The sequence below is a fragment of the Oceanobacillus sp. AG genome (assembly GCF_009746545.1).
Taxonomy (GTDB): Bacteria; Bacillota; Bacilli; order Bacillales; family Amphibacillaceae; genus Oceanobacillus; species Oceanobacillus indicireducens.
On record NZ_WOWT01000032.1, the window covers coordinates 1 to 25,468 of the forward strand.

General features: G+C 41.1%; 24 protein-coding genes. 13 read left to right on the plus strand and 11 right to left on the minus strand.

Annotated features, from left to right (window positions below; genetic code table 11):
- Nucleotides 1–190: 190 nt before the first annotated feature.
- On the minus strand, nucleotides 191–442 hold the full coding sequence (locus GN217_RS15370; protein ID WP_156857539.1) for a hypothetical protein: 252 nt from the start codon (nucleotides 440–442) through the stop codon (nucleotides 191–193).
- Nucleotides 443–824: 382 nt separating this feature from the next.
- Here GN217_RS15370 and GN217_RS15375 point away from each other — a divergent pair, with 382 nt between their 5' ends.
- From GN217_RS15375 to GN217_RS15415, 9 genes are all read left to right on the plus strand, one after another.
- Nucleotides 825–1,751 (plus strand): threonine ammonia-lyase, encoded by a 927-nt coding sequence (locus GN217_RS15375; protein WP_156857540.1) that lies wholly within the window; start codon nucleotides 825–827, stop codon nucleotides 1,749–1,751.
- Nucleotides 1,752–1,867: 116 nt separating this feature from the next.
- Nucleotides 1,868–2,977 carry a hypothetical protein gene (locus GN217_RS15380; protein WP_156857541.1) on the plus strand — a complete coding sequence of 370 codons (1,110 nt, stop codon included), beginning with the start codon at nucleotides 1,868–1,870 and terminating at the stop codon, nucleotides 2,975–2,977.
- 130 nt (nucleotides 2,978–3,107) lie between these two features.
- On the plus strand, nucleotides 3,108–3,341 hold the full coding sequence (locus GN217_RS15385; RefSeq protein ID WP_156857542.1) for a TM2 domain-containing protein: 234 nt from the start codon (nucleotides 3,108–3,110) through the stop codon (nucleotides 3,339–3,341).
- Nucleotides 3,342–3,374: 33 nt separating this feature from the next.
- Nucleotides 3,375–3,857, plus strand: a complete 483-nt coding sequence (gene rraA / locus GN217_RS15390) for a ribonuclease E activity regulator RraA (protein WP_156857543.1) — start codon at nucleotides 3,375–3,377, stop codon at nucleotides 3,855–3,857.
- Between the two features lie 241 nt (nucleotides 3,858–4,098).
- A complete protein-coding gene (gene fdhA, locus GN217_RS15395; RefSeq protein WP_156857544.1) occupies nucleotides 4,099–5,346 on the plus strand; it encodes a formaldehyde dehydrogenase, glutathione-independent in 1,248 nt (415 codons plus the stop codon).
- Nucleotides 5,347–5,741: 395 nt separating this feature from the next.
- Nucleotides 5,742–6,545, plus strand: coding sequence for a formate/nitrite transporter family protein (locus tag GN217_RS15400; RefSeq protein ID WP_232334462.1), 804 nt, complete (start codon nucleotides 5,742–5,744; stop codon nucleotides 6,543–6,545).
- A 174-nt stretch (nucleotides 6,546–6,719) separates the two neighbouring features.
- The gene (locus GN217_RS15405) at nucleotides 6,720–7,709 is read left to right on the plus strand and encodes a TAXI family TRAP transporter solute-binding subunit (RefSeq protein ID WP_156857545.1); all 990 of its coding nucleotides are present in this window, start codon (nucleotides 6,720–6,722) and stop codon (nucleotides 7,707–7,709) included.
- A complete protein-coding gene (locus GN217_RS15410; RefSeq protein ID WP_156857546.1) occupies nucleotides 7,699–8,169 on the plus strand; it encodes a DUF1850 domain-containing protein in 471 nt (156 codons plus the stop codon). The genes GN217_RS15405 and GN217_RS15410 overlap by 11 nt, the downstream gene beginning before the upstream one ends.
- Nucleotides 8,166–10,187, plus strand: a complete 2,022-nt coding sequence (locus tag GN217_RS15415; RefSeq protein WP_156857547.1) for a TRAP transporter permease — start codon at nucleotides 8,166–8,168, stop codon at nucleotides 10,185–10,187. The genes GN217_RS15410 and GN217_RS15415 overlap by 4 nt, the downstream gene beginning before the upstream one ends.
- A 60-nt stretch (nucleotides 10,188–10,247) precedes the next feature.
- On the opposite strand, the gene GN217_RS15420 is transcribed toward GN217_RS15415, so the two are convergent.
- The 10 genes from GN217_RS15420 to GN217_RS15465 all read right to left on the minus strand — a co-directional run bounded on the left by GN217_RS15420 (nucleotide 10,248) and on the right by GN217_RS15465 (nucleotide 20,026).
- The gene (locus GN217_RS15420; RefSeq protein ID WP_156857548.1) at nucleotides 10,248–10,709 is read right to left on the minus strand and encodes an SRPBCC family protein; all 462 of its coding nucleotides are present in this window, start codon (nucleotides 10,707–10,709) and stop codon (nucleotides 10,248–10,250) included.
- A 138-nt stretch (nucleotides 10,710–10,847) separates the two neighbouring features.
- Nucleotides 10,848–11,039 (minus strand): superinfection immunity protein, encoded by a 192-nt coding sequence (locus tag GN217_RS15425; RefSeq protein WP_198042683.1) that lies wholly within the window; start codon nucleotides 11,037–11,039, stop codon nucleotides 10,848–10,850.
- Between the two features lie 379 nt (nucleotides 11,040–11,418).
- On the minus strand, nucleotides 11,419–12,537 hold the full coding sequence (ald, locus tag GN217_RS15430; RefSeq protein ID WP_156857550.1) for an alanine dehydrogenase: 1,119 nt from the start codon (nucleotides 12,535–12,537) through the stop codon (nucleotides 11,419–11,421).
- 56 nt (nucleotides 12,538–12,593) lie between these two features.
- Nucleotides 12,594–13,994, minus strand: a complete 1,401-nt coding sequence (locus GN217_RS15435; protein WP_156857575.1) for an alanine/glycine:cation symporter family protein — start codon at nucleotides 13,992–13,994, stop codon at nucleotides 12,594–12,596.
- A gap of 481 nt (nucleotides 13,995–14,475) precedes the next feature.
- Nucleotides 14,476–14,919 (minus strand): hypothetical protein, encoded by a 444-nt coding sequence (locus tag GN217_RS15440; protein WP_156857551.1) that lies wholly within the window; start codon nucleotides 14,917–14,919, stop codon nucleotides 14,476–14,478.
- A 15-nt stretch (nucleotides 14,920–14,934) separates the two neighbouring features.
- Nucleotides 14,935–16,467, minus strand: coding sequence for an ABC transporter substrate-binding protein (locus GN217_RS15445; RefSeq protein WP_156857552.1), 1,533 nt, complete (start codon nucleotides 16,465–16,467; stop codon nucleotides 14,935–14,937).
- A 34-nt stretch (nucleotides 16,468–16,501) separates the two neighbouring features.
- On the minus strand, nucleotides 16,502–17,293 hold the full coding sequence (locus GN217_RS15450) for an ATP-binding cassette domain-containing protein (RefSeq protein ID WP_156857553.1): 792 nt from the start codon (nucleotides 17,291–17,293) through the stop codon (nucleotides 16,502–16,504).
- Nucleotides 17,283–18,209, minus strand: coding sequence for an ABC transporter ATP-binding protein (locus GN217_RS15455; RefSeq protein WP_156857554.1), 927 nt, complete (start codon nucleotides 18,207–18,209; stop codon nucleotides 17,283–17,285). Before GN217_RS15455 ends, GN217_RS15450 begins: the two co-directional genes overlap by 11 nt.
- A complete protein-coding gene (locus tag GN217_RS15460) occupies nucleotides 18,202–19,095 on the minus strand; it encodes an ABC transporter permease (RefSeq protein WP_156857555.1) in 894 nt (297 codons plus the stop codon). Before GN217_RS15460 ends, GN217_RS15455 begins: the two co-directional genes overlap by 8 nt.
- 16 nt (nucleotides 19,096–19,111) lie before the next feature.
- Complete coding sequence (locus GN217_RS15465) at nucleotides 19,112–20,026, minus strand: ABC transporter permease (protein WP_156857556.1); 915 nt, start codon at nucleotides 20,024–20,026, stop codon at nucleotides 19,112–19,114.
- 615 nt (nucleotides 20,027–20,641) lie between these two features.
- Here GN217_RS15465 and GN217_RS15470 point away from each other — a divergent pair.
- From GN217_RS15470 to GN217_RS15485, 4 genes are all read left to right on the plus strand, one after another.
- Nucleotides 20,642–21,049, plus strand: coding sequence for a MerR family transcriptional regulator (locus GN217_RS15470; protein ID WP_370459808.1), 408 nt, complete (start codon nucleotides 20,642–20,644; stop codon nucleotides 21,047–21,049).
- Nucleotides 21,036–22,553 (plus strand): class I adenylate-forming enzyme family protein, encoded by a 1,518-nt coding sequence (locus GN217_RS15475; RefSeq protein WP_156857576.1) that lies wholly within the window; start codon nucleotides 21,036–21,038, stop codon nucleotides 22,551–22,553. Before GN217_RS15470 ends, GN217_RS15475 begins: the two co-directional genes overlap by 14 nt.
- Nucleotides 22,554–22,582: 29 nt before the next feature.
- Nucleotides 22,583–24,280 (plus strand): acyl-CoA dehydrogenase family protein, encoded by a 1,698-nt coding sequence (locus GN217_RS15480; protein ID WP_156857558.1) that lies wholly within the window; start codon nucleotides 22,583–22,585, stop codon nucleotides 24,278–24,280.
- 301 nt (nucleotides 24,281–24,581) lie between these two features.
- Nucleotides 24,582–25,451, plus strand: coding sequence for a Yip1 family protein (locus GN217_RS15485; protein WP_156857559.1), 870 nt, complete (start codon nucleotides 24,582–24,584; stop codon nucleotides 25,449–25,451).
- Nucleotides 25,452–25,468 lie beyond the last annotated feature (17 nt).

Sequence of the window (25,468 nt, forward strand, 5' to 3'; positions counted from 1 at the left end):
TTCATGGTGAGTCCTCTCCTTGGTATGTTTTAATTTAGGGGTCAATGCGCATTGACACCCAGTACTATACCAGAGAGGCTCTTTTTTGTTCAAACCTCAAATTTCTTCATTACAGGAATGCTCCTATAAAGACAATGTTTTGTTTAATCCCTTGTTTAGCGCTTGCACCATTTAATTTATAAAAGGCTATCTATTTACTAAAAACCAAAACATTATCTACAAAAATCTTGCATTTTATTGTAAAAATACCACCGAGGCTGACTTTAATGTTTTTTGTAATTTGATCATTCTTTTTAAGAATTCCTCTCAAAGTTGCTCTCAATGCGATACCTAAATTTCCATCCTGTAGTTTACCATCAATGTATAACTTTTCACCATTAAACCAGGTATTAACCACTTGAATATGGTGTCCTTCATATGTAACCTCAAACACTTTCTTCATAAATAAATTCCCTCCTATCCTTATGGCATATACGAATTAGAAAACGAAAGGTTCCCAAGGATTTTACTTTCACTAACCTGCCCGATAGTGTAAATACATCGATTCATAAACTCTGCAAAGATAGTTTAACATAAAATTTCTTTTATTTAGATGAATATTACGATTGTTTACTTGATTAGCACCATTAATAGATATTGTCCTTTTTGTTTTATGTTAATTCAACACTTGCGATTATTTATTTTTCCATCTCTGAAAAGAACTACTTAGCTATGTCTCTTCCTCTTTTCAAATTGCCCAAAAATTCAAGTCGTGCAATCGCTTCCTCTATCGCTTATAATGACATTTAAGAAAATTTTCACGTTTGATCAGGAGGGATTAACTTATGATAATTGTTCACGACATATTACAGGCGAAGCGGGATATTCAAAATGTGATTGATACGACACCAATTTTACATTCGCGCAGCCTGAGTGAAATCTGTGGAAATGAAATGTATTTTAAAGCGGAGCATTTGCAGAAAACCGGATCATTTAAAATTCGTGGGGCGACAAATAAAGTGAAGAAGATGGTCCGGGAGAAAGCGGCGTATATCACAACGGCATCCAGTGGAAACCATGGACAGGCGGTTTCCTATATTGCAACGCAGCTCGGGGTGCCGGCTACGGTTGTTGCACCGGAAGATGTCCGGGATACGAAACGTAAAGCAATTGAAGCGTATGGCGGGAAGATTGAAACGTTCGGTACGACTTCAGAGGAGCGGATTTCTCGGGCAAAGGAGCTTGCGAAAGAAAAGAACGGTGTATTTATACCACCATATAATGATGCATTTGTAATGGCAGGGCAGGGAACAATCGGTCTGGAAATACTTGCTCAGCTGCCTAAAGCTAATGTGGTTGTTGTTCCAATTGGTGGCGGCGGGCTAATAGCTGGTATTCTAACGGCAATTAAGCAGAGTAAGCCGAATGTGAAAGTAATTGGGGTGGAACCGGAAATCGCAAATGATACGTATTTGTCATTAAAAAGTGGGGAAATCACGGAAGTTCCTGGATCATCCACGATTGCAGATGGGCTTCGGGCAAGTAAACCAGGATTCATGACCTATCCGATTATCCAACAGTATGTGGATGATATTGTTCTTGTTTCAGAGGATGAAATTAAAGAGGCACAAATCCTTGTTCTTGAACGGATGAAGCAACTTATTGAACCGTCAGCTGCCGTTACGGTAGCTGCAGCGATGAGCGGGAAATTAGGAGTGGAAGGTAAAAATATCGTCTGTGTGTTAAGTGGTGGTAATGTGGACGTTCGGTAAAAAATCCATATGGTATGAGTCTTTCTTTTTACGGAATTTTTTGGGAAATAGTTCTTTCTTCCGATTTCAAGCCTGCCTGTAAAACGATACGATTTTAGTATACAGGAGGAGAGAATATGAAAAAACGACTATTTATACTCTTATTGCTTTTTATTGCAATTCTAATTGCCGGTTGTAGTGATGAGGGTGATGCGAGCAGCACGGAAACAAGTAATGAAGATGATAAAACGGAAGGAACGGAACCATCTGGAACGGGGCCGCTCATCGATCCGGACCACGCACTTGATGAACGTCAGTCAATCATTATGACAGTAGAAGATCAGAAGGAAAGATTGAAGCTTGGATTTATTACAGAGGATATGACCCTCGACTCGATTTATATGCATCGTTTTATGGATAAGGAATTTGCGGAAGCGGATCAATCAACCTATGCGTCTACATACCGGTCTGAATCACCGGATCGAGGGATTCATTATTCCAATGAGATTTGGGCCTGTGAAGATGGGTTGGATGAATGGACAAGTGACTTGGAATATAGAGAGGAATTTAAAGATGATCAGGTGGAAGGGTACTATGGTCATTATGAATATGAAACTTCCAATCTCGCTGTGAAGCATCAGGATGAATGTTATATTGCGACTATTTATGGTGAAGACGATGAATATGATGAAGCAGATGAAGGCTTCCTGGAGTTAATGAGTAAAACGTTCAAAACAGAAGAAGAGGGAGCGTACGACCCAGTCTACTCGCGTTTCACCATTGATTTAGATAATATTAAGTTTCCATCTCTTAGCGAAAACCGCGCTACGCTGAGAGGGACTTGGCTTAGTTATAACGAGAGTAAATTGGAACCAAATTATTCTGTTGTAGGAGCTGACTATTTTATCGAGGATGATCATCTGACATATGAAATTACAGATGAAGAAGAACTGTATGCGACAGTGAAAACAGAGGAAGACTTCCAGACGGAAAATGGGATTACAGTCACTAAAGTCGAAGAAAATGTTGGATTTGAATACAAGTATATTTGGAATGATGGTACTTATAATTATGTGATTAAAGTAGATAAGGATGCTTTCGAGTTACCGGAAAGTGAATTACTAGAAATAGTTGACTCTGCAATGGCCGATGAGCGCTCCTTTGATAACCTGGACTTCTTCAGTGGCGTAACCAAAACACCGGAATTAGGAAAAGAGGCACAGGAGCTAATAGATACGTACTATTGAAGTTCCTCGTGTCACCCAATTGTTATCGAATTGGTCAACTGGAGGTTTGGAGGATTGTGCTGGTGGAATAATATAAGTTAGGATACGGTTTATTGTTAAAGGAGCAGATAGACAAACAGGAGGTAACATCATGCATCAGAAAAGTATCGCATTAGCATATATCCTCTGGCTCATCTTCGGCCAGATTGGAGTTCATCGGTTCTACACTGGAAGGGTAGCAACTGGAATTATGCAGTTATTATTAGGGGTAACTGGGTGGGCAACGCAGTGGATCTTAATCGGCTACATTCCGCTTAGCATTCTTTGGCTATGGATGTTCGTCGATATCTTTCTCATTCCAGGAATGTGCAGGAATCCGCGCTAATAAGGAAGGGATCAGCAAAAGGGGGAATAGTTAATGGCTAATTTTAATACAGCAGACATTTGTGATGACCATGCAAGTGAGGTCCAGGTATGCAAAATGGACTTTCGTTCTTTCGGGAAGCGGCACCGTTTTTCCGGGAAAATTGAAACGGTTCATGTGTATGAAGATAATGTTTTATTCGAAGAAGCGCTTGAATCAGTGCCAGCAGGTTCTGTCATTGTCGTAAATGGCGGGGGGTCAAGGAACTGTGCACTTATGGGAGATCGATTAGCAGGGATTGCGGTTACCCGCGGGCTTGCTGGTGTGATTATTAACGGCTGTGTCCGTGATTCCGGAGATCTTGCTATGATGGATGTCGGGATTTTGGCACTTGGAACAAATCCGCTTAAAAGTAAAAAGAATGGAATTGGCGAACGGAATGTGAGGTTTACTTTTGGTGATGTAAAATGGAGACCGGGGAGTTTCGTTTATGCGGATGAAGACGGTGTAATCGTTTCAGAAAAAGAAATGATATAAGGAAGTAAGATTTTAACTAAACTAGGGCTGCTGGAATAAATTGCAGTTCTAGTTTTTTATTTGCATTTTTGTGGTATATTCAACAAAACTTTCGTCTTAACAGACATTATGGTGTTATATTTTGTAAATTCATGTAAATTAAAACTAATTGAATTTTTGCTTAACCCTGATATAATCGAATTCAGAGAGCAATGCCTACATGATGGACATCCTTATAAAAATTTTTTAAGGAGTGATTCGTTTGTCAAACAAAGCAGTAGTGTATTCCAAGCCGGGAGAGGTGGAAGTGAAGGATATCGGTTATCCGGATCTTGTTCTCCGTGATGGACCAGGTGTTAACCCGCTGAACGTCGGAAGGAAGTGTAATCATGGAGTTATTTTAAAAGTGATTGCAACGAACATTTGCGGAAGTGACCAGCATATGGTTCGCGGAAGAACGACCGCTCCAAGTGGTTTGGTATTGGGGCACGAGATTACGGGAGAAGTAATAGAAGTCGGCAGTGACGTAGAGTTCATTGAAAAAGGTGACATTGTTTCTGTCCCGTTCAACATCGCTTGTGGGCGTTGTGTCAATTGTCGCCAGCAAGACACACATATTTGTCTAAATGTAAATCCAGATCGTCCAGGTTCTGCATATGGTTATGTAGATATGGGAGGCTGGGTCGGTGGTCAGTCCGAATATGTGATGGTTCCGTATGCTGATTTCCAGTTGTTAAAATTCCCTGATAGAGACCAGGCGCTGGATAAGATTCTTGATTTAACGATGCTTTCGGATATTTTCCCGACTGGATATCACGGTGCTTATAGTGCAGGAGTTAAGATGGGATCGACGGTATATGTAGCAGGAGCCGGCCCGGTTGGACTTGCGGCTGCTCACTCTGCACAATTGCTTGGTGCATCGGTTGTCATTGTAGGGGACTTAAATGAAGAACGGTTGGCTCAGGCGAGAAGCTTTGGCTGTGAAACGGTAAACTTGAGAGAGCATGATGATCTTGGTGAGCAAATCGAGCAAATCTTAGGTGTACCGGAAGTGGATTGTGCAGTAGATGCGGTAGGTTTTGAGGCGAGCGGACATGGAAGAGATGCCGGGGAAGCACCAGCGACGGTACTGAACTCGATTATGGATATAACGCGAGCGGGAGGACGTCTCGGTATTCCTGGATTATATGTTACGGGGGACCCGGGTGCAGTTGACGCGGAGGCAAAAGAGGGAACCCTTAAAATCCGGTTTGGATTAGGCTTTGCAAAAGCACACCATTTTGTTACGGGACAAACGCCTGTAATGAAATATAACCGTAATTTAATGCAGGCGATTTTAAGTGATCGTGCACAAATTGCAAAAGTGGTGAACGCTACGGTTATATCTATTGGTGACTCACCAGATGGATATAAAAAGTTTGACGGCGGGGCAGCAAGAAAATATGTCATTGACCCACATGGAACGGTTCGAAAACACTTGAGTCTTGATACTGCTGAAGTAATTAATTAGGCTTCGGCTACGATATGAATTTTATTGGATGATTTCATGTATGATTAAAAGTCACTAGATGGATAGAGAACCCACATTCTAACGTACATTCCGAGTGTTATTTTAGAGTGAGGGTGTTTTTGTCCGAAATCCATGTAAATGGAGAAAGCCAAAGTGAAGAAAAAGAGCTAGGTGAACTGTTATTCATAAATCTATTTTAGCCGGAACTGATAGCTGAGCTGCAATCGGTTCTGGCTTTTATGTTGCCATAATTTAGATTGGAGCCTATCATCCGAGTCGATAACTATATGTACACAAAACTGTCAGACTCAATCTCCCGAAAATAGATTATAATGGACGTAACACTTAAATAATGTGAAAAAGTGAACAAAAGATTATTATAATGAAAAGGGTAGATGGATATGGACTATGTGAAACCACCTCAAGTAATTGAGTCTGTTGCAGTGGCTGGAAAGAATAAAGCACAATTGCCAATTAGTCACATTTTGATTAAAGCGATGCTAGCTGGTGTATTATTAGGATATGCGACAACATTGGCATTTACTGGTGCGACTCAAACAGGGCTAGATATTGTTGGGGCGCTTATTTTTCCAACTGGATTTGTTATAACTCTATTATTGAATCTTGAACTTGTAACGGGATCTTTTGTTGCGATGCCGATCGCACGATTTCGCAATAAAATAACCGTGCCCAATATTGCTCGTAACTTCACATGGGCTTTTATTGGAAACTTGGCTGGTAGTGTTATCTATGCGGTATTATACACAATCTATATTACACATTTTGGAAATATTGAGGACTCAATCATGATACAAAAATTAATTGCTGTAGCAGAAAGTAAAACATTAGATTATAAAGCATACGGCTGGGATGGAATGGTTGTTGTATTTGTAAAGGCGATGCTATGCAACTTTATGGTTACGTTAGGAGTCCTGATGAATGCTACATCCACCTCCACAATCGGAAAGATTACTGCCATGTGGATACCAATTTTCATTTTCTTCGCTCAAGGGTTTGAGCACGCTGTCGTGAATATGTTTGTAATACCTGCAGCCATGATGGTCGGAGCGGATATCAGAATGGCGGACTGGTGGATATGGAATCAAATACCTGTGACGATTGGGAACTTTGTTAGTGGGTTTTTATTTGTTGGTCTAGCTTTTCATATTGTGACGAAAGAGCAAAGGGAAAAATTGTAGAATGCTAGGAAGAAGTGGTGTAGTTTGGGGGGGTGCATGGCACCTCTTTTTTATTGGGTAAAATAAAGTCGAATTATTTAAATAGAGTAATATATTGTAATTGACAAAATATTACTAAGATATTATAATGAAAACGCTATATTAAATAGAAAAAAGGGGAGAGGGGATCAAGAAATGAGGAAAAAATGGTTAGGCTTACTCGTGATTGGTTTATTATCAATCGTACTTGTAGCCTGTGGCGATGATGGAGGAGACGACGCTGATAGCAGTGATGGCGGAGATGGAGATTCTGCCGGTCTTGAAACAAATATTGTGACCATTGCTACGGGCGGGGCGTCTGGTCCATATAATATTATCGCTACGACACTTGCGGATATTTATACATCAACTTACGATGTCAACTCTCGTACACAAACAACAGGGGCTTCCGCTGAAAACTTGAATCTCTTGGCAAATGAAAAAGTAGAAATGGCATTTGTTATGAGTGATGCATTGAGCCAGGCTTTAAATGGAGAGGAAAGTTTTTCAGAGCCGTTAGAGGGTATTACACAAATTGCGAATCTTTACCCGAATGTCGTACAAATTGTTGCACGGGCAGATGCCGGCATTGAAACAATAGAAGACTTAGTCGGGAAGCGTGTGGCTGTTGGTGACCAGGGCTCTGGAGTAGAAATAAATGCACGCGCTTTATTAAATGGTCATGATATTACATATGATGACTTGCAGGTGGACTACCTCGGTTATGCGGAGGCATCTGACGGTTTATCTGGAGGAACGATTGATGCAGCCTTTTTAACAAGTGGGCTGCCGAATGCCTCTGTATTGGAACTGTCTGAAACGCTTGATATTAATCTAGTAACGGTAGATGCAGATAAAGTTGTTGAAATTGCAGAGGAACATCCGTACTTTGTTCCATATGAGATTCCAGCAGATATGTATGACAATGCGGACGTTGTATCAACTGCAGCTGTTCCGAATGCGCTCGTTGTGCGTGAAGATTTAAGTGAGGATGATGTGTACGAATTAACCAAATCCTTCTTTGAGAATCTGGAACAGTTAGCTAACTCACATCAGGCAGCGGCGGATATATCATTAGATACAGCTCAAGACGGCCTTATTGCGCCATTACATCCAGGAGCTGAAAAATACTTTAATGAGCAATAAGAAAAAAATCTGGATCGGGAGCGCGTTTCTCATCGTGCTCCTTTTTCTTCTTCTTTTACGTTTGCCAGTCATTGAATTAGCGGGAGAAAATACCGCTTATTATCTTAAACATAACGAATTTACACTTGGCTGGATTCATTCCATTGAGAAAGAAGAATGGTTTGAAAACTATAAACGAGAAAAGCAGGAAATTGTGTTACTAGAAACATATTTTAAGACGTTTGGTGCTGGCACACCATATGAAGTTGAAGGAACAACGACTGAAAATGGTTTTATCCATATGGAGATGGATGTGGCTTATGAGGAATTAAATGTAACGGCTTCCGAATATGTGGATTTGACGATATACGTGGAAAATCGTGAAATTCCTTTGCATCATTACTTTAATGATCACGAGCGCGTTCTTATTAGCGTGCGTACTGTACCTATATGGGAATACATAAGGGGGGAATTTTTATGAATAACGAAAAGCAGCCAACAACATCTGTTGAAGTCTCGAATGAGCAAGTCCAGAAAGTATTGGAAAAGTTTGACTTGGAATCGAATGTGCGGAAAGTAAATAATAAGGCAATCTTATGGGGCATATCGCTTCTCGCAATTTCTTTTGCTGTCTTCCATTTATATGTAACATTTAATCCGCTCCCAACACTCTTACAGCGGAATGTCCACTTAATGGGTGGACTTGTTCTCGTATTCCTACTCTATCCGACATTTAAAAAGCAAAATCGCACAAAGATACCATTCTATGATTGGATTCTCGTCGGGCTAAGTGTCGCTTCCTCTGTTTATTTGTTTGTTGTATATCCCGACATTGTCACAACGCGTGGCGGGATTGCGACTACGACAGATATTCTAATGGCGATTATGACTGTCATTTTAGTCTTTGAAGCAGCACGCCGGGTTACGGGATGGATTTTGCCGATTTTGGCCATGTTATTTCTTGTCTATCCCTTCTTCAGCCACCAAGACTGGTTACCACGGATGCTCTTGACAAGGCCATTTGATTTATCCGATATATTTGGTCAGCTTTACATTAAAACAGAAGGCCTTTTTTCAACAGCAATCGGTGCTTCGGTCCAATTTATCTTCCTGTTCATCTTGTTTGGGGCATTTCTTGCAAAGTCAGGGATGGGGCAGTTTTTCAATGATCTTGCTCTTGCACTAGCCGGACATAAACAAGGCGGACCGGCTAAGGTAGCTGTTATCTCAAGTGCCTTTATGGGATCAATTAACGGATCCGCAGTCGGTAACGTCGTTAGTACCGGAGCCTTTACGATTCCGTTAATGAAAAAGATCGGTTATGATAAAAACTTTTCTGGAGCAGTTGAGGCAAGTTCCTCTATTGGTGGACAGATTTTGCCACCAGTTATGGGGGCGAGTGCCTTTATTATGGCGGAAACAACTGGGATATCGTATGGAACGATTGCCCTCGCAGCATTGATCCCAGCGCTATTATTTTTCCTGAGTAGTATTATGCAAGTTCATTACCGGGCAGGACGAGCAAACTTGAGAGGGTTACCGAAAGCAGATCTGCCCGAGTTGAAAAAAGTGCTGAAAAATGGATGGCATTTGCTCATTCCGCTTATATGTTTAATTGCGATGCTGTTCTACGGACTTCCAGTTTCATTTTCAGCCTTTTATACAATTGTAATTACCGTGATTGTATCTTGGTTTAGGAAACATACGAGAATGTCGATTAAAGATATTTTCGAAGCGCTGGAAACGGGAACGAGACAATCCCTATCAACAATTATTGCTTGTGGAGTTGTCGGTGTCGTAATTGGTGTTGTTAACTTAACAAGTTTTGGAGCGACATTGACGTCTGCTATTACTAGCCTTGGTGCAGGTTCACTCATGCTTACGTTAATTCTGACAATGCTTGCTTCCATTGTACTAGGGATGGGCCTCCCTTCCATTCCGGCATATATTATTACCGCGACAATGGCTGCTCCTGCACTTGCGGAATTTGGTATTCCGGTTCTAATTGCTCACCTGTTTGTATTTTATTTTGGTATTTTTGCAAACATTACTCCACCTGTAGCACTCGCTTCCTTTGCCGGGGCAGGACTTGCAGGAGGAGATCCGATGCGAACCGGATTTATCTCCCTCAGATTATCGATAGCAGGATTCATCGTTCCGTTCATTTTTGTTTACGAACCTGCAATGCTTTTGATTAATCCAACTGGATTACCGGTCAATGCAACGGAATTTCCATTTGCCGCAGTAATGGATATCCTAATTGTCACAATCAGTTCGGCCATAGCTGTCATTGCAATTAGTGCGGCGGTCGAAGGGTATATTAAAACACATTTAGGTGTCATCACTCGAATCATTCTCGGGGTCGGTTCCTTGCTTTTGATTGTTCCCGAGCTTGTAACTGATATTATTGGTTATGTAATTATATTTGTGATTTATGCTTGGAATTATATAAAAGGAAGAAAAGGACCTGAAGTGGCACTTGAAACGAGATCTGGTTGAATGGATTGCTTCATTAAAAATCCCAAGTTCATTTAAAATGAGCTTGGGATTTTTTGGGGCTTAGTTGTTTTCAAAATAGGTTGCGATTGCCCGTTTCCGGTATTCAAATATGTCTTCCAACATCTTTCGGATAAATAATTGATGTGCTATGTCCCCAAAGATAGAGAACGGCATTGCGTAGTTTACTGTATCACGCATCTCTGTACCATCCGTATTCTGGATCAAGCGGTGCTCGTGCTGCCAATAGCGAAACGGCCCGGAGCGTTGAATATCAATGAACATGCTGCCTTCTTCAATACGGGTAATCTCCGCCTGCCAGTTCATGCGAAGACCTAAGAAAGGTCTGATTTGATAACGGAAAGTCATCCCTTCTTTCATTTTTTGTGGAAGGGGATGGAGTGGTTTAAATGATAAATCACTTGAGGTAATGTTCTCTAATTGAGAAGGGTTGGACAGGAAATCCCACGCTTTTTGTTGGGGAACGGGGAGGTGCTGCGTTGTGGTCAGTGTGTATATTTTCAATTAAAATCCCCCTGCGTGCTTTGAATCGTGTCATATTTTAATAAAAAGGAAAAAGCATGAATCACTTTTCATGCTTTTTCCCGGTTCTTTTATAAAGGTATTCGTATTAGTGCAGTAAAATATTAGCATCTTTTCAGGTTAAACTTTTTTAACAGCCCAAACTAGTGATATGACCCATCCAACCAAGGACCAGCCTAAAAATAGGTTCAATACAAAGATAGATACGAAGTTTGGTTGATTATTTATCTTAGCTATGATGGTTGGTAAAAAGTAAACTCCTAGAGCAATGACGCCCATTAAGAAAATGAAAAACAGCATGAAAAGCTCCATTATCATCCCTCCCTTTTATACCGATATGATATATCCAGAATGCCATAATTTCTTTACAATCTGGATAGTATTATCTATGTTTTTGCGGAAAAATGGAAAAATTTGTCTGATTTGAATGATACTATTTATTATTATCCATATCAATGTGGATTGTGAGAAAGTTTACACTTCAAACTTCACTAAAAATTATAATCATAGTATGCATGACTCGAATATTTGGTGTGGGAGATAGTCGGAGAAAAGGTTAATTCGTTATACACTAGTATACTTTCTAAAAAAAATAAAAAGACCCTTTCCAAGCTAGGAACAGGTGCCGCCCCCAAAAGTTAGAGTTATAATCTAACTTTTGGAGTAATCACCTGAAAGGTCTTTTCAATCATTATTTATTCAATAATCCAATCGCATCTTCAAATGGCAAGTCGAATGTTTCTGCTACCGCTTGATAGGTTACTTTACCATCTAAAGTGTTCAAACCTTTAAGTAATGAAGGATTATCGAGTAGCGCTTTTTTATATCCTTTATTCGCAATTTGAATCGCATAGGGAACTGTAACGTTTGATAGTGCAATTGTTGCTGTTCTTGGTACGGCACCTGGGATGTTTGCTACGGTGTAATGGATAACCCCATGTTTTGTATAAACAGGATCAGCATGTGTTGTCGCATGGTCACTTGTTTCGAAGTTTCCACCTTGGTCAATTGCAACGTCTACAATGACAGAACCATCTTCCATTTGTTTAATCATATCTTCTGATACAAGCACAGGAGCTTTTGCACCTGGGATGAGCACGGAGCCAACAACAATATCAGAATCAATTACTTCCTGTTCAATGTTTACATCATTGGAAATAAGCACGTTAGCATTATTGCCAAATATTTCGTGGAGCTCGCGCAGACGAGTTGGGTTCAAGTCAAGAATGGAAACTTCTGCACCAAGTCCTACAGCAATTTTCGCAGCATTTGTACCTACTACACCACCGCCGATGACCGTAACTTTCCCGCGTTTAACACCTGGAACCCCAGCAAGTACAACACCTTTTCCGCCTTGTGTTTTTTCTAAATAATGAGCACCAAGTTGCGTTGCCATTGTACCAGCCACTTCACTCATCGGTGTTAATAATGGTAGTGAGTTATCTGGAAGTTGTACGGTTTCATAAGCTAAAGCAACAACTTTTTTATCGACGAGTTCCCTTGTTAATTCTGGCTCATTTGCTAAGTGTAAGTATGTGAAAAGAATTAGTCCTTCACGGAAGTAGGCATACTCTTCAGGAAGTGGTTCTTTTACCTTCATAACCATATCTTGAGCCCATGCTTCCTCAGCAGAAGATACAATGGTGGCGCCAGCTTTTTCATAATCTTCATCTTTGAAACTTGACCCAAGTCCTGCAGCTGTTTCGATAAATACTTCATGTCCGGCTCTCTTCAAATTAATAACTCCTGTTGGTGTCATGGCAACTCTGTTCTCATTATTTTTAATTTCTTTAGGTATACCGATTCTCATTTTGAATCCCTCTTTCTATTTGTTTTTTATTTTCTATATTACACCTAAAATTAGTGCTATGCATTTTTTTGCAATTGCTCTTTTTCAATTGGATTGGCGAAATAGTTTTCTGTTTGTTGTTTAACTACTTTATACAATAATAATAGACCGATTAAGTTCGGAATAATCATAAGTGCGTTTGCCATATCGGCAAATGCCCAGACCAATTTAAGGTCGGCTACTGAACCAATATATGTAGCTGCTAGAAAAAGAATACCATAGATGCCGACGTATTTTACGCCGAATAAGTATTCAAAGCTTTTTGATCCATAGACATACCAGGCGATAATCGTTGAAAATCCAAAGAAAACAACAGAAATGGAAACGATGTATTCACCGATAACGCCTAGAACAGCTCCAAATGCAGCACTAGTCAAAGCGCCGCCATCAAGATTCGCATTATGCTCGACTCCTGACAATAATCCGCCAGATGGATCCCAGAAACCGGTAATAACGAGTACGAGCCCTGTCATCGAACAAACGATAATCGTAACGATGAATGTACCTGTCATGGCAACAAGGCCTTGTTTGGCCGGATGGCTCGTCTTGGCATTTCCTGCAATCATCGCTACGGTACCCATACCAGCCTCGTTGGAGAATATTCCTTTCGAGACCCCATGCTGGATTGCCTGCGTGACGACAAATCCGGTGAATCCACCAGCCGCCGAAACAGGTGTAAACGCATGGTGGAAAATTAGCCCAAATGCAGGTATGATTTGATCAAAATTCAAGATTAAAATTAACATAGAGCCCGCAATGTATAAAATAGCTAAGACAGGGACGAACACTCCAGCAACATTACTGATTCGTTTTATTCCGCCAAATATAATGAGACCGGTAAGTATAACAAGTAAAACTCCGGTAACCCAGCCCGTTACATGGAAACTATTATCCATTACGTCAGCAATTGTATTTGACTGAACGGCATTACCGGTTCCTAATGCTGCGATTCCCGCAAAAAATGCGAACCCGATGGCTAGTGGCTTCCACTTTTTCCCTAGCCCGCGCTCAATATAGTACATTGGCCCACTGGAATATTCGCCATTTGGATTTTTGACACGGTAGATTTGCGCAAGAACAGCTTCAGCATACTTGGTCGACATTCCAATCAGTCCAACAACCCACATCCAGAAGAGCGCCCCAGGCCCTCCAAGCGTAATGGCTGTTGCAATTCCGGCGATATTCCCATTACCAATCATCCCGGCGAGCGATGTCATCAGAGCTTTGAAGTTACTTACATCCCCTTCAGCTTCTGAATCCTCTTTATCAGGCGTAAATGCTAGTTTGAAAGCATACCATAATTTGGTGAACTGCAGTCCCTTTAACGCAAATGTTAAAAAGAGCCCTGTCCCAACTAGCAGGATCATACTAGGCGCACCCCAGAGGAATGCGTTAATTTTATTTAATACCTCTAACAAAATATTCAACCCCTTCCCCCTGTATTACAATAGATGATGTTAGCGCTATATTTGTTTGTGGTAAAAATAGCTATATTATGTAATAGCGCTTACAACTCATGTACTTAAAGATTCTACTAGATTGGATTCTAGTAGAAAATGTCGTTATCTGTAATTGTACAGTTAAAATTATTTAGCGTCAACTACTAGTTTTTTTTCGTTAAATCACTTGGTGGATCTTGTTGTTTTTTGGTGAATTGGAAGGGAAAGGGATCGGGTATTGTTGTGTAATGGAGATGTAAAAACATAAATATGAATCTAGTGAGTAGCTGTATCAGAATGGATAAAAATGCGGAAAGGAAGGGATTGTGATGCTCCATTTAGAAAAAAAGGGGGCTGTTATTGTCCCAATAAAACCAGCTGGTAAACATGTTACCAGCTAGTTTCATCCGAACAGTTCTCCTGCAAAAAGTGGGACAAATGCTCTGACCCCCTGTCCCGGTTAGGAAGGGGAGTGGGTTTGGTGTATGATGTCAAATGTTACTTTGGTATTGGTTGTTTTCTTATTTGTAATGTTCCAATTTGGAGAGAGCATTGTTTCAAAATCGGTAAATTCATCTTGTTTCAGTTTAATTCCATGAAATTGATGATCCTCTAACGAATAATCTTTCCCTGGCTCCAAAGCAAATTTGATATTTAATAGCCGTTCGATTCCGTAAACGGAAATAAATTTAATCGTATAGCCAGACTGAATTGCTTGTTCCACTCGCCTGAAATCATCTTTCGCTTCCTTAATAAAGGCTAGATAGTCGAATGAATCATCGACCTGCAAGATCGCATCCAGATCCTCTGTTTTTATTGCGTGAATCAAGTCGGCTTTTTCCATTCCGGATGCAAGTAATGTTTCAATCATGTATGCTTCCATTAATGTGACGGAGACTGCCATCGTATTTTCCTCCCCTTATTCATTTAACGTAATTTCATCAACTACATACAACTCATCAAGTCTCGGTGTATAGTTAAGCCGGTCGCTCACACCGTAACGGCCTTCTAATTGGAATAAGTAGACGGCTCCTCTGTCTTCCGCTAATATTTGCTGAACTTGTTGGTACTGTTCTGTCCGTTTCTCTTCATTCATGTTATAGGCTGCAGCTTCAAGTAATTCGTCAACTTCTTCGTTCGCATAGCTTGTGACATTTTCTTCTCTAAATAGATCGAGTACACTGCCGTCAAACATGTCATTTCCCCAACCGACGAAGACACCTTCTGCTAAATCTTCATCGAATAAGCGTTTAGCAAATTGACTTTGTTCGAGTAGTTCCAGATTTGCTGTGATTCCAACATCCTGGAGCATTCCACCAACGACTTCGGCCATCTCTGTATAATAATTGTTAACTGAAATATCTACTGTAATTCCATCTTCGTATCCAGCTTCTGCGAGTAACTCTTTTGCCCGGTCTGGATCGTACTCATACGTATCATAAAGGGACTCATCGGCTCCGAAGTTCCCTGGAGTAACATGGGTCCTTGTCGGTGCTGCTGCACCTAATAGAATTTCATCGATAATGACTTGGTTATCAATGGCAAGATCGATTGCTTCACGAACCCGCGGATCACCAGTTGGTGCATCATCTTCTGTTGACAGCCATAGCTGGATGACACGCTGGATTGGTTCCAGACTGACATGGGTTCCTTCATTGTCATTTATTCGGTCGATATCTGCCGTAGGAATATTAAAGGCAACATCGACTTTATCCGTTAATAGTTCAGCAACCCGGGTCGAGTCTTCTGGTACAACGGTAAATTGAACCTTTTCCCAATTCGGTTCACCCTCGAAGTAATTTGCGAATTTCGTTAGTTCAACATAACTATCTCGATTCCATTTGGAAAATTCATAAGCACCTGTGCCGATTGGATTTTTGAAAAATTCCTCTGCTCCTACTTCTTCAAAATAGGCAGCTGGGAAAATACTCGCAGCAACCGTTGATAATCTGCTTAATAACTGCGGATCCGGTTCTTCGGTAATAATCTGTACCGTATAATCATCGATAATCGTTACTTCTTCTATTTTGTTAAAAACGGAATACTGCTGTAACGTATCATCGTTTGCCACTCGTTCTAATGAGAATTTCACGTCTTTTGCTGTAAGGTCGTCTCCGTTGTGGAACGTTACTCCTTCTTCCAATGTAAACTCCCAAGTCGTATCATTAACTTGTTCCCAAGCTGTTGCAAGCTCTGGAACGATTTCACCAGCAGCATCTCTTTTTACAAGTTTACTATATATGTTTACGAGTACTGCTGAAGTTGTGATGACGTTGTTATTTTGTGGATCCAGTGTCGTAATATCTGCAGGATTGGCAAATGTAAGTAATTCATAACCATTGCCTGAGTCATTATGACTTGTTTCGCTTTCCTGATCGGGATCGGAAAAGCCACAAGCAGAAAGTAAAAGTGTGATAGCGATAGTCATACTGAGCCATTTCAGTTTTTTCATGAAGTAATTCCTCCTATAATTCGTAACAGCTGATTCATCCATCTTCCCTTAATCGCGGGTGGGAGGGAGGAACTGCAGCTAGTAGTGATTTCGTATAATCATGTTGCGGATTCTCAAAAATTTCGTCACGGGTGCCGGTTTCGACGATTTCCCCTTTATACATAATGGCAATCCGATCACTTATTAATCGGACAGCAGGTAAACCGTGCGCAATAAAAATATAAGCAATTCCGTATGTCTTCTGTAGCGAAGATAATAAATGTAAAATTTGCGCCTGTAGCGATACATCAAGAGCGGATACGGCTTCATCACAGACGATTAAATCTGGCTTTAACGCAATCGCCCTGGCAATACTGAGACGTTGTCGTTGTCCGCCACTGAATTGATGCGGATAACGATTAAGATGTTCTTTATCAAGTCCTACTTCTTGTAAAAGTTTTAAAGCTTGTTCATACCGTTCCCTTTTTGGCATTTTTTCATGAATAAAGAAGGGCTCGGTAACGATATCTTTCGCTTTCATCCGGGGATTTAGCGAACCGTAGGGATCTTGGAAAATAATTTGGAGCTTTCTCTTCTCGGTATTGGTTAAACTTGTTATATTTTTTCCGTGAAAAAGGATTTCTCCTTCTGTCGGTTTTTCAAGCTGCATAATCATTTTAGCGATGGTTGATTTACCTGAGCCAGATTCACCGACAATTCCAAGCGTTTCCCCGCGCTCTACATGAAAATTCACCCCATCGACCGCTTTTAAGATGGGGCCATCTTTTTGATCGGAAAAGTGTTTTCTTAATCCCTTTACTTCGAGTAAATGTTCCTCAGCCTTCATCGTCAGCACCTGCCTTTTTACGTACAAAATGGGTGTCACTTATTGTTTGAAAGGGGCCATCCTCTAGTCTCTCAAGTTGTGCAGGATCATCCATAAGTGAATCAATCGTATCAGTATCCGTTTCAAGTGTAGGCATTGCTTTCAATAAGCGGATCGTATAAGGATGTTGCGGATTGTCAAACAGTTCAAAGACAGTTGCTTCTTCTACAATCTTCCCTTGGCGCATGACGAGAACCCGATCGGCAATATCGGCGACGACACTTAAATCATGGGTGATAAAAACAACCCCCATCTCATTTTTGCGGTTTAAGTTCTTGATTAATGATAAAATCTGTTTTTGAATAGTAACATCTAGGGCAGTTGTTGGTTCGTCCGCAATGAGAAGTTGCGGCTCATTAGCGATAGCAATCGCAATCATGACCCGCTGCCGCATTCCCCCGGATAATTGATGGGGGAATCGATTTGCAACAGCTTCTGCATTGTTTATTTCCACTTGGCGCAATAAATCAATGCTCTTTTCCTGAATTGCTTTTTTCGATATATCCGGATGATGGATTTTTAACGCTTCGGCAATTTGTGTCTTGATTCGGAGCATCGGGTTAAGAGATGACATTGGTTCTTGGAAAATCATCGTCATGTCTTTCCCGTTAATTTTGCGCCGTTCGTTTTTTGGTAAGGCGAGCAAGTTTCTTCCCTGAAAATGGATGGCACCACTTGCAACTTCGCCCTCGCTTTTAAGCAATCCCATTATGGCGAGGGATGTCATGCTTTTCCCACTGCCGCTTTCACCAACAATGGCGACGACTTCTCCTTGATTGACATGAAAAGATACGTCATGAACGACGGTTATTTTGTCCTTATCTCTTGCAGGAAACTGTATAACGAGATTGTTAACAGATAGGAGCGGTTCACTCATTTCCTTCCCCTCCTTGTTTTAATCTTGGGTCGAGCACATCGCGGAACCAATCACCGACGAAGGTAATTGCCAAAACGGTGATCGTAATCGCAAGTCCAGGAAATGTCGCAATCCACCAACTCGTAGCAATATAATTCCGGCCATCATTTAACATTCCGCCCCACGTAATATCGGGTGGCTGCACACCAAGGCCCAAAAAGCTCAAGGAAGACTCCGTTAAAATAGCAGATGCAATCCCGATTGTTGCCACAACAATAAACGATGACACGACATTTGGTAAAATATGCCGCCTAATCAGATACGTGTGAGGCGCTCCAAGCGTATATGCTAATTGGACAAATTCTCGCTGTTTCACACTTAATACTTCGCCACGGACGAGTCTCGTATATTGCGGCCAGCTTGTCAGTCCAATGACAACGATAAGCGTGATGAGTCCTGGTTCAAAAACGACGATGGCAACAAGAACGAGCAGTAATGTTGGAATAGCCAGAATCGCATCAACTACACGCATTAACACATGATCAACCCAAGTTCCGCCGAGGTATCCAGCTAAAAGACCAAGAAGAAGTCCAATAACTCCTGAAATGATTACAGAAAATAATCCTACGAGAAGGGATACACGGCCACCATAGATAAGCCTGCTTAATATATCTCTCCCAACATGGTCTGTACCAAGAAGATAAGTGGTCGATCCGCCATCTACCCAAAAGGGAGGGATGAGGCGCTTTGTTGCATCAATGGCAAACGGGTCATGCGGTACAATCCACGGAGCAAAAATTGCCAAAAGGACAATAATGGTAACGGTAATCAATCCAATGAGTCCTAGAGGTGAAGTAAAGTTGCGTATTTTTGTGAATGTCTTTGTTATTGGGCTGTTTTTACTCATTACACCTCACTCCAAACTACTTATATTTAATCCGCGGATCGAGGATTCGATAAACGGCATCGGTTAATAAATTAGCCACAATCGTAATTAAGGCAATGATAAAGACAATCGCTTGAACTACCGCCATATCACCCGTTTCAATGGAAGAGAGTAATAATCTCCCTACACCAGGCCAGGAAAAGACAGTTTCCACAACAATAGCCCCGCCAATTAGTTGAGGAAATTGTAATCCAATAATAGTAACAGCAGGTATAAGCGAATTTAAAAATACATGACGTAAAATGACGATTATTTCTTTTTGCCCTTTACTACGGGCCGTCTGGACAAAATCTTGTTCAATTACTTCGAGTACACTACCGCGAATTAGTCGCGTAATTTCAGCTGCAAGTGCAACCCCAAGCGTCACCGCCGGCAAGACGAAATGAATCGGTGATTCCGCACCGGAAACTGGGAAAATCGGGATAATAACCGCAAAGAAGAGAATGAGCATAATCCCAATCCAATAATTCGGCATCGCCTTTCCAACGATCGAAACGCCGGAAATGAGAAAGTCAAGCACCGTATTTCGTTTTAATGCAGCAAAAATACCAAGGGGAATCGATATCACAATTGCAACACCTAAAGCCATCAGGGAGAGGGCGAGTGTTGCCGGAAGCCGTTCCATCACAAGGTCCAGTGCCGGCTCTTGGTATTGTAGCGACTGACCGAAATTCCCTGTTACTAAATCCTTTATGTAATTTACATACTGCACGTAAAAAGGTTCATTTAATCCAAGCGCTTTTTCTAGTACGGCACGGTCTTCCTGTGTAGCATTTTCCGGAAGCATGCTGACGACCGGATCACCCGCAACATAAACGAGTCCGAAGACAATCAACGTCAGAATAAATAGCGTCGGAACAATTTGCAGGAACGAACGTTTTATAAAAGCCAAGCAATCACCACCTCTAAATCGAATACTGCCTTAAAAAATTCCCATCATTATATATTAATGATTAATTGTAAAATACACTACTAAAATGCTTTCTGGAATCCTTCATTTGTTGAGTATATAAATCAAATATATTTACTGGGGATTTAAAAGTCAAGAATTGGGATTCCAATTCGTGGACTTCATTGAAAAATGTTGAAAGTGGGACAGTTGCTGCCTATCTGTCCCATTAGTTCTAATCATTTTTTATTTCATGATTATTAACGAATGAAAGCGAAATAAAAAGTGCGCGTTTTCGAGTTAAGTTAGAAGTAGGATGAACATATAGTTAAAAGGAAGGTATGCTATCCAAGTGACGAATTTTGTCGAATAACGACGGGATATTTTCTGATGAATAGGATTTTATTGTTGCAATTCTGATTCCAGGTGAGAGCTAGAGTGGATGAATCGCAATATTTTTATCTGCTTTAGGTTTTTTATTCCCATAAGTTCCAGGCACCCGCATTCTCAAAATGGGACAAATGCTCTGACCCTCTGTCCCGAAATTCCTTCTTGCTCTTTACGTTAACGTCAATGTTACACTATAATTGTAAGAAAATTAAATTAAAGGTGATGGCTATGAAGACAGCAAAGACATATTCGATTGCAGAGCTGGCTGAAGAGTTTGGTATAACGACTAGAGCAATTCGTTACTATGAAGAACTCGGTCTATTAAAACCAGAAAGAACAGAAGCTGGACAGCGGATATTTTCTAGCAAAGAGAGAGGTAGGCTGAAGCTCATCTTCCGGGGAAAACGATATGGTTTCCAGTTAGATGAGATTCGTGAAATGATCCAGCTGTTTGACCTCGATCGGACAGGCAGAAAGCAACTCGAGCGGACAATCGAATATGGGAAGGGAAAGATCGAGGAGGTGACCGAACGGATAGAGGAATTACTGCGAATACGTTCAGAGATGGAGCAGTTGCTTGACGAGTTTCAAACTAAATTAAATGAGTTGGAGCGTGAAAAAAATGAATATCCCTAACCTGTTAGCCGTTATGTCAAGGAAGTATCCGAATCATGAAGGAATTGTAACGCCCTCAGAAAGGGTCACTTACAGTGAATGGAATGAAGCTGTTAATCGGTTCGCTCATAGTCTCGAAGATTTGGGTGTTAAAAAAGGTGATAAAGTTGCCTTGCAAATGCCAAATACGAAAGAGTTTCTGATTGCTTATGTTGCCGTTCAGCGCATTGGAGCTCTCAGTGTTCCGATTAATGCAAGGTTGATTGGACAAGAAGTCATGTATATTTTAGACGACAGCGAAGCTTCCGTATTTATCACACATGAGCTTATATTCGAGCAAGTCCGTCATTTACCAGAACAATCTTCAGAGATTAAGTTCATCAAAACTGGATCTGCGGAAAGGGCTTGGCTTTCCTTGGAAGACCTGCTAGCAAGCGGTTCAACTACAGAAATCAAATGCAGTCTCACAGAAGATGATGATGCTTCCATCCTTTATACATCCGGAACAACCGGCAATCCGAAAGGTGTCCTTTTCACGTACCGCAGTATCCTTACGGTCGCAGTTACGATTTGTGTAGAAATGGAGTTAAAGCCAGAAAGCCGTATACTTCATATGATGCCACTTAGCCACTCTGCACCACTGCATCTATTCATGGTAGCAGGTCTTTATGTTGGAGCAACTCATGTTGTTGTACCAACCTTTACACCGGATTTGTTGCTTGGAACAGTTTCCCGAGAAAAAACGACCCATTTTTTCGGAGCACCGATTGCTTATCTAACAACCTCTAAACATCCAGAAATTGAAAACTATGACCTTTCCTCTATGAAATATTGGATCTATGGAGCTGCGCCGCTTTCCAAGGAAGAAGTCATACTTATAAAAAATCAATTTGCTACCGACCGATTAATCTGCGTGTATGGGTTAACAGAAGCTGGACCAAATGGGACGTTACTAGGCTTCGATGATCATGAGGAAAGGGCCGGAAGTATCGGAAATCGCGCGGCGCTTAATTGTGAAATCCGTCTGGTTGATGAAAATGGTAAAGACACGGTACCCGGTGAGGTTGGTGAAATTATCCTGCGTGGTGAAGGAAATATGAAAGGATACTATAAAAATGAGGAAGAAACGAAGGCTGTGCTGAAAGACGGCTGGCTCTATACTGGCGACATGGCGCGACAAGATAAGGATGGCTTCTATTGGATGATTGACAGGAAGAAAGACATTATCATCTCTGGTGGTGTAAATATTTATCCGAAAGAAATCGAAAATCTTCTTCTCACACACCCACTTATCTCGGATGTTGCCGTAATCGGTACTCCGAACCCGGACTGGGGTGAAACGGTGAAGGCTTATGTCGTGCTTGATGGAAAAGTAGAAAATCTAAAAGAAGAATGCAAGAAATTTTTGCAAGGTAAAATTGCAGATTACAAGATTCCAAAACTCTATGAAGCATTAGAAGAGCTTCCGCGGAATGCGACCGGTAAGCTACAGAAACAGCAGTTAAGGAAGCAGGTTACAGAGTAAGAGCAAAGTTACAGCAAGGAGGATTGAATATGTTGGATATAAAGAAAAAAGTAAACAAAGAAAATTTTTATAAAGGTGACCCAAATCTCCGGCGACTGTTACAGAATTCTCTCTCCGATGACTTTTTTCAGTGGGCGGATGAAGAATTGGAAAAATACGGAGAGCTCTGCGCGGGACCGATTGATGAGAGAGCGATTCACACGGATAGAGAAGGAGAGCCCAAGCTCATTCGCTACGACCAGATGGGGAATGAAGTGTCGCGTGTCTGGTTGAACGAGGGATATAAGCAATCAGTGAAAGAGACATACAATACAGGTATTGTCGGTTACGTTCATAAGGAAATTCCAGCCTTTGGGCAGAAAGGGAATTACGTTTATTCTTATGCGCAGAAATATTTGCTATCCCACACAGAACCTGGTCTTGCCTGTCCCGTGACGCTGACAAAAGCAACAGCTTATTTGATTGACCATTATGCATCCGGCGAACTAAGGGAAAAGTATTTGCCGCATGTTCTTTCAACGGGGGATGTTGAGTTATATGAAGGTGCGACATTGCTTACAGAAAGGCAGGGTGGTTCGGATGTCGGTGCGAATGAAGTATCTGCTGTGAAGGAAGGGGATAGTTACCGGATAAGTGGTGAAAAGTATTTTGCAAGTAATGCCGGCGCTTGCGGTGTTGCAATGGTATTAGCCCGTATTGACGGGGCCGAGAAGGGAACGAAGGGATTAAGTTTGTTCCTTGTGCCCTGGGAAGAAAATCGGGCTGCAGCAAACTTGCGAATTCGCAGGTTGAAAGACAAGCTCGGTGTTCGGGCGGTGCCGTCTGCCGAAGTTGAATTTGAACACGCAGTTGGTTATCTTGTTGGAGAAGAAACAAAAGGATTTTATTATATGATAGAAGCACTGAATTTGTCTCGTGTTTCGAATGCAGTTGCTTCACTGGGAATTATGCGCCGTGCTTATTTGGAAGCTCGTAATTATGCTAAGCAGCGATCGGCATTTGGTAAAAGGCTTATCGATTATCCGATGATACAAGCGACACTTAGTAAAATGGTTGCCAAGCAGGAAGTAGAGATGAATGCGATGTTCCGTATAATTGAGCTAATGGATAAGGTTTTGGGGAAGGATACGAAACATACAGCAACGGATAGGGAAAAAACATTATTCCGGTTATATGTGGCGGTTATGAAAAAGGAAACGGCGGAGCAGGCTGTTCACTTTGCCCATGAAGCGATTGAGATGCATGGCGGAAATGGTTACATTGAGGATTTTGTGACACCGAGATTGCTACGGGATGCCCAAGTCTTAACAGTTTGGGAAGGGACGGCAAATATTTTGGGGCTTGAAGTGTTACGGTTGATGGAGAAATATGAGGTTGAGCGAGTATTTGTCGAGGAGATGCGGGAGAGACTTTGGGATATTAAGGCATCTCGGGAAATGGATTTAGTGCGTGATTGGGTGGACTTATTAATGGAAGAGATAAGACAGTTTGAGAAGCGGGTAGCGGAGATTAGGAAGATGGCTTATGAGTTGAAGACTTATTATGTGAAGGATATTGCGAAGTGGGTTGCAGAGTTATTTGAGAGTGTTATTGCAGTTGAAGAAAGTGTAAAAGATAGTAGGCAGTCTAGCATTGCTATGGTTTATCTGGAAAACGTTTGGAAGAAGGATGATTTCCAGCTTGAACCGGCAAATTTATTCCGGTTTGAAGAGATTGTATTGAATTAAAACGGCAATCTATACGTGAAAAAACAGCTCCGAGAAAACTAAAATAGATCCTAGATAATAGAGGGCGACTGACTGTTTTTTATTAGTGTCTATTATCTAGGGTTCATTTTATATACAAGGTTCGGAGCTATTTTTATTAAAAAAATGCTTTAAATTAGAAAGAACTTTGCTATAATCAATTGAGATAGTCTAAAAGACTTATATGTTTCTTTTCTAGGGTTATAAAACTACTTTCCTTTACATAAAATCATCAAGGCAAGTGTACGAAAGGAATAGTTAATATTATAAAGGAGAATGTACAATGTTAGTCTGTCCAAGTTGTAACCATCAGCAGGAGACTGGGAAGTTCTGCGGTGTATGTGGCGCAGCGATGCAGTCACAAAACGATGTTGATAACTCGAATCAGCAATCTAGAAGAGGGGAGGAGCCGTCCCAAGCGAATACTACGGAAGGGAATGCACAAGTAGAGCAACAAACAACAGCAAAGTCGAGTCCAGCGGCGGCAACGATAGAAGGAAATGCACAACCAACAGCAGAGGCGGTTAAAGAAGGGTTAAATCATTACTGGTCTTATTTTTTACATTTATTAAAAAACCCGGCCCGTGGATTTCAATCTGGTGAAAAACAATTAGCGAACAGCTTGATCAACATCGGGCTATATGCTTTATTTTTCTCATTGAGCATTTATTTTCTTGGCAACTCCTTATTTAAATCATTTGGTGGGAGCTGGATGAGTGAATCACTTCCATTCTTCAGGATTGTCCCAAGGCTCTTTTTCTTTGCGCTCATATTAATTGCGATTACGTTCGGAAGTGCTCTTGCAATGACGAAACTTGCGAAAAATCAGGACTCATTTAAAAAAATTATCGCCGAGTATGGCTCGATCTATGTTCCGTTCGTTGCATTAAATTTAGTCGCCGTGCTCGGTGGACTGATTGGTTCTTATCAATTAACATTCTTTACGCTCGTTATTTCACTAGTAATGATATTTTCATATGTTCCTGTCTTATATGTTTATCAGAAAGCTTCCGAGGTCAACCCAAATGGACAAAAAATATACTTTAGTCTGGCAACGGTTCTATTAATCAGCTTTATCTGTTTCCTGCTTGCTGATGCGGTCTTAATGGACTTTATCAGTCAAATCGAAGACCTAACATCTTATGGGTGGTAAGAAAATTGAAAAGCAGC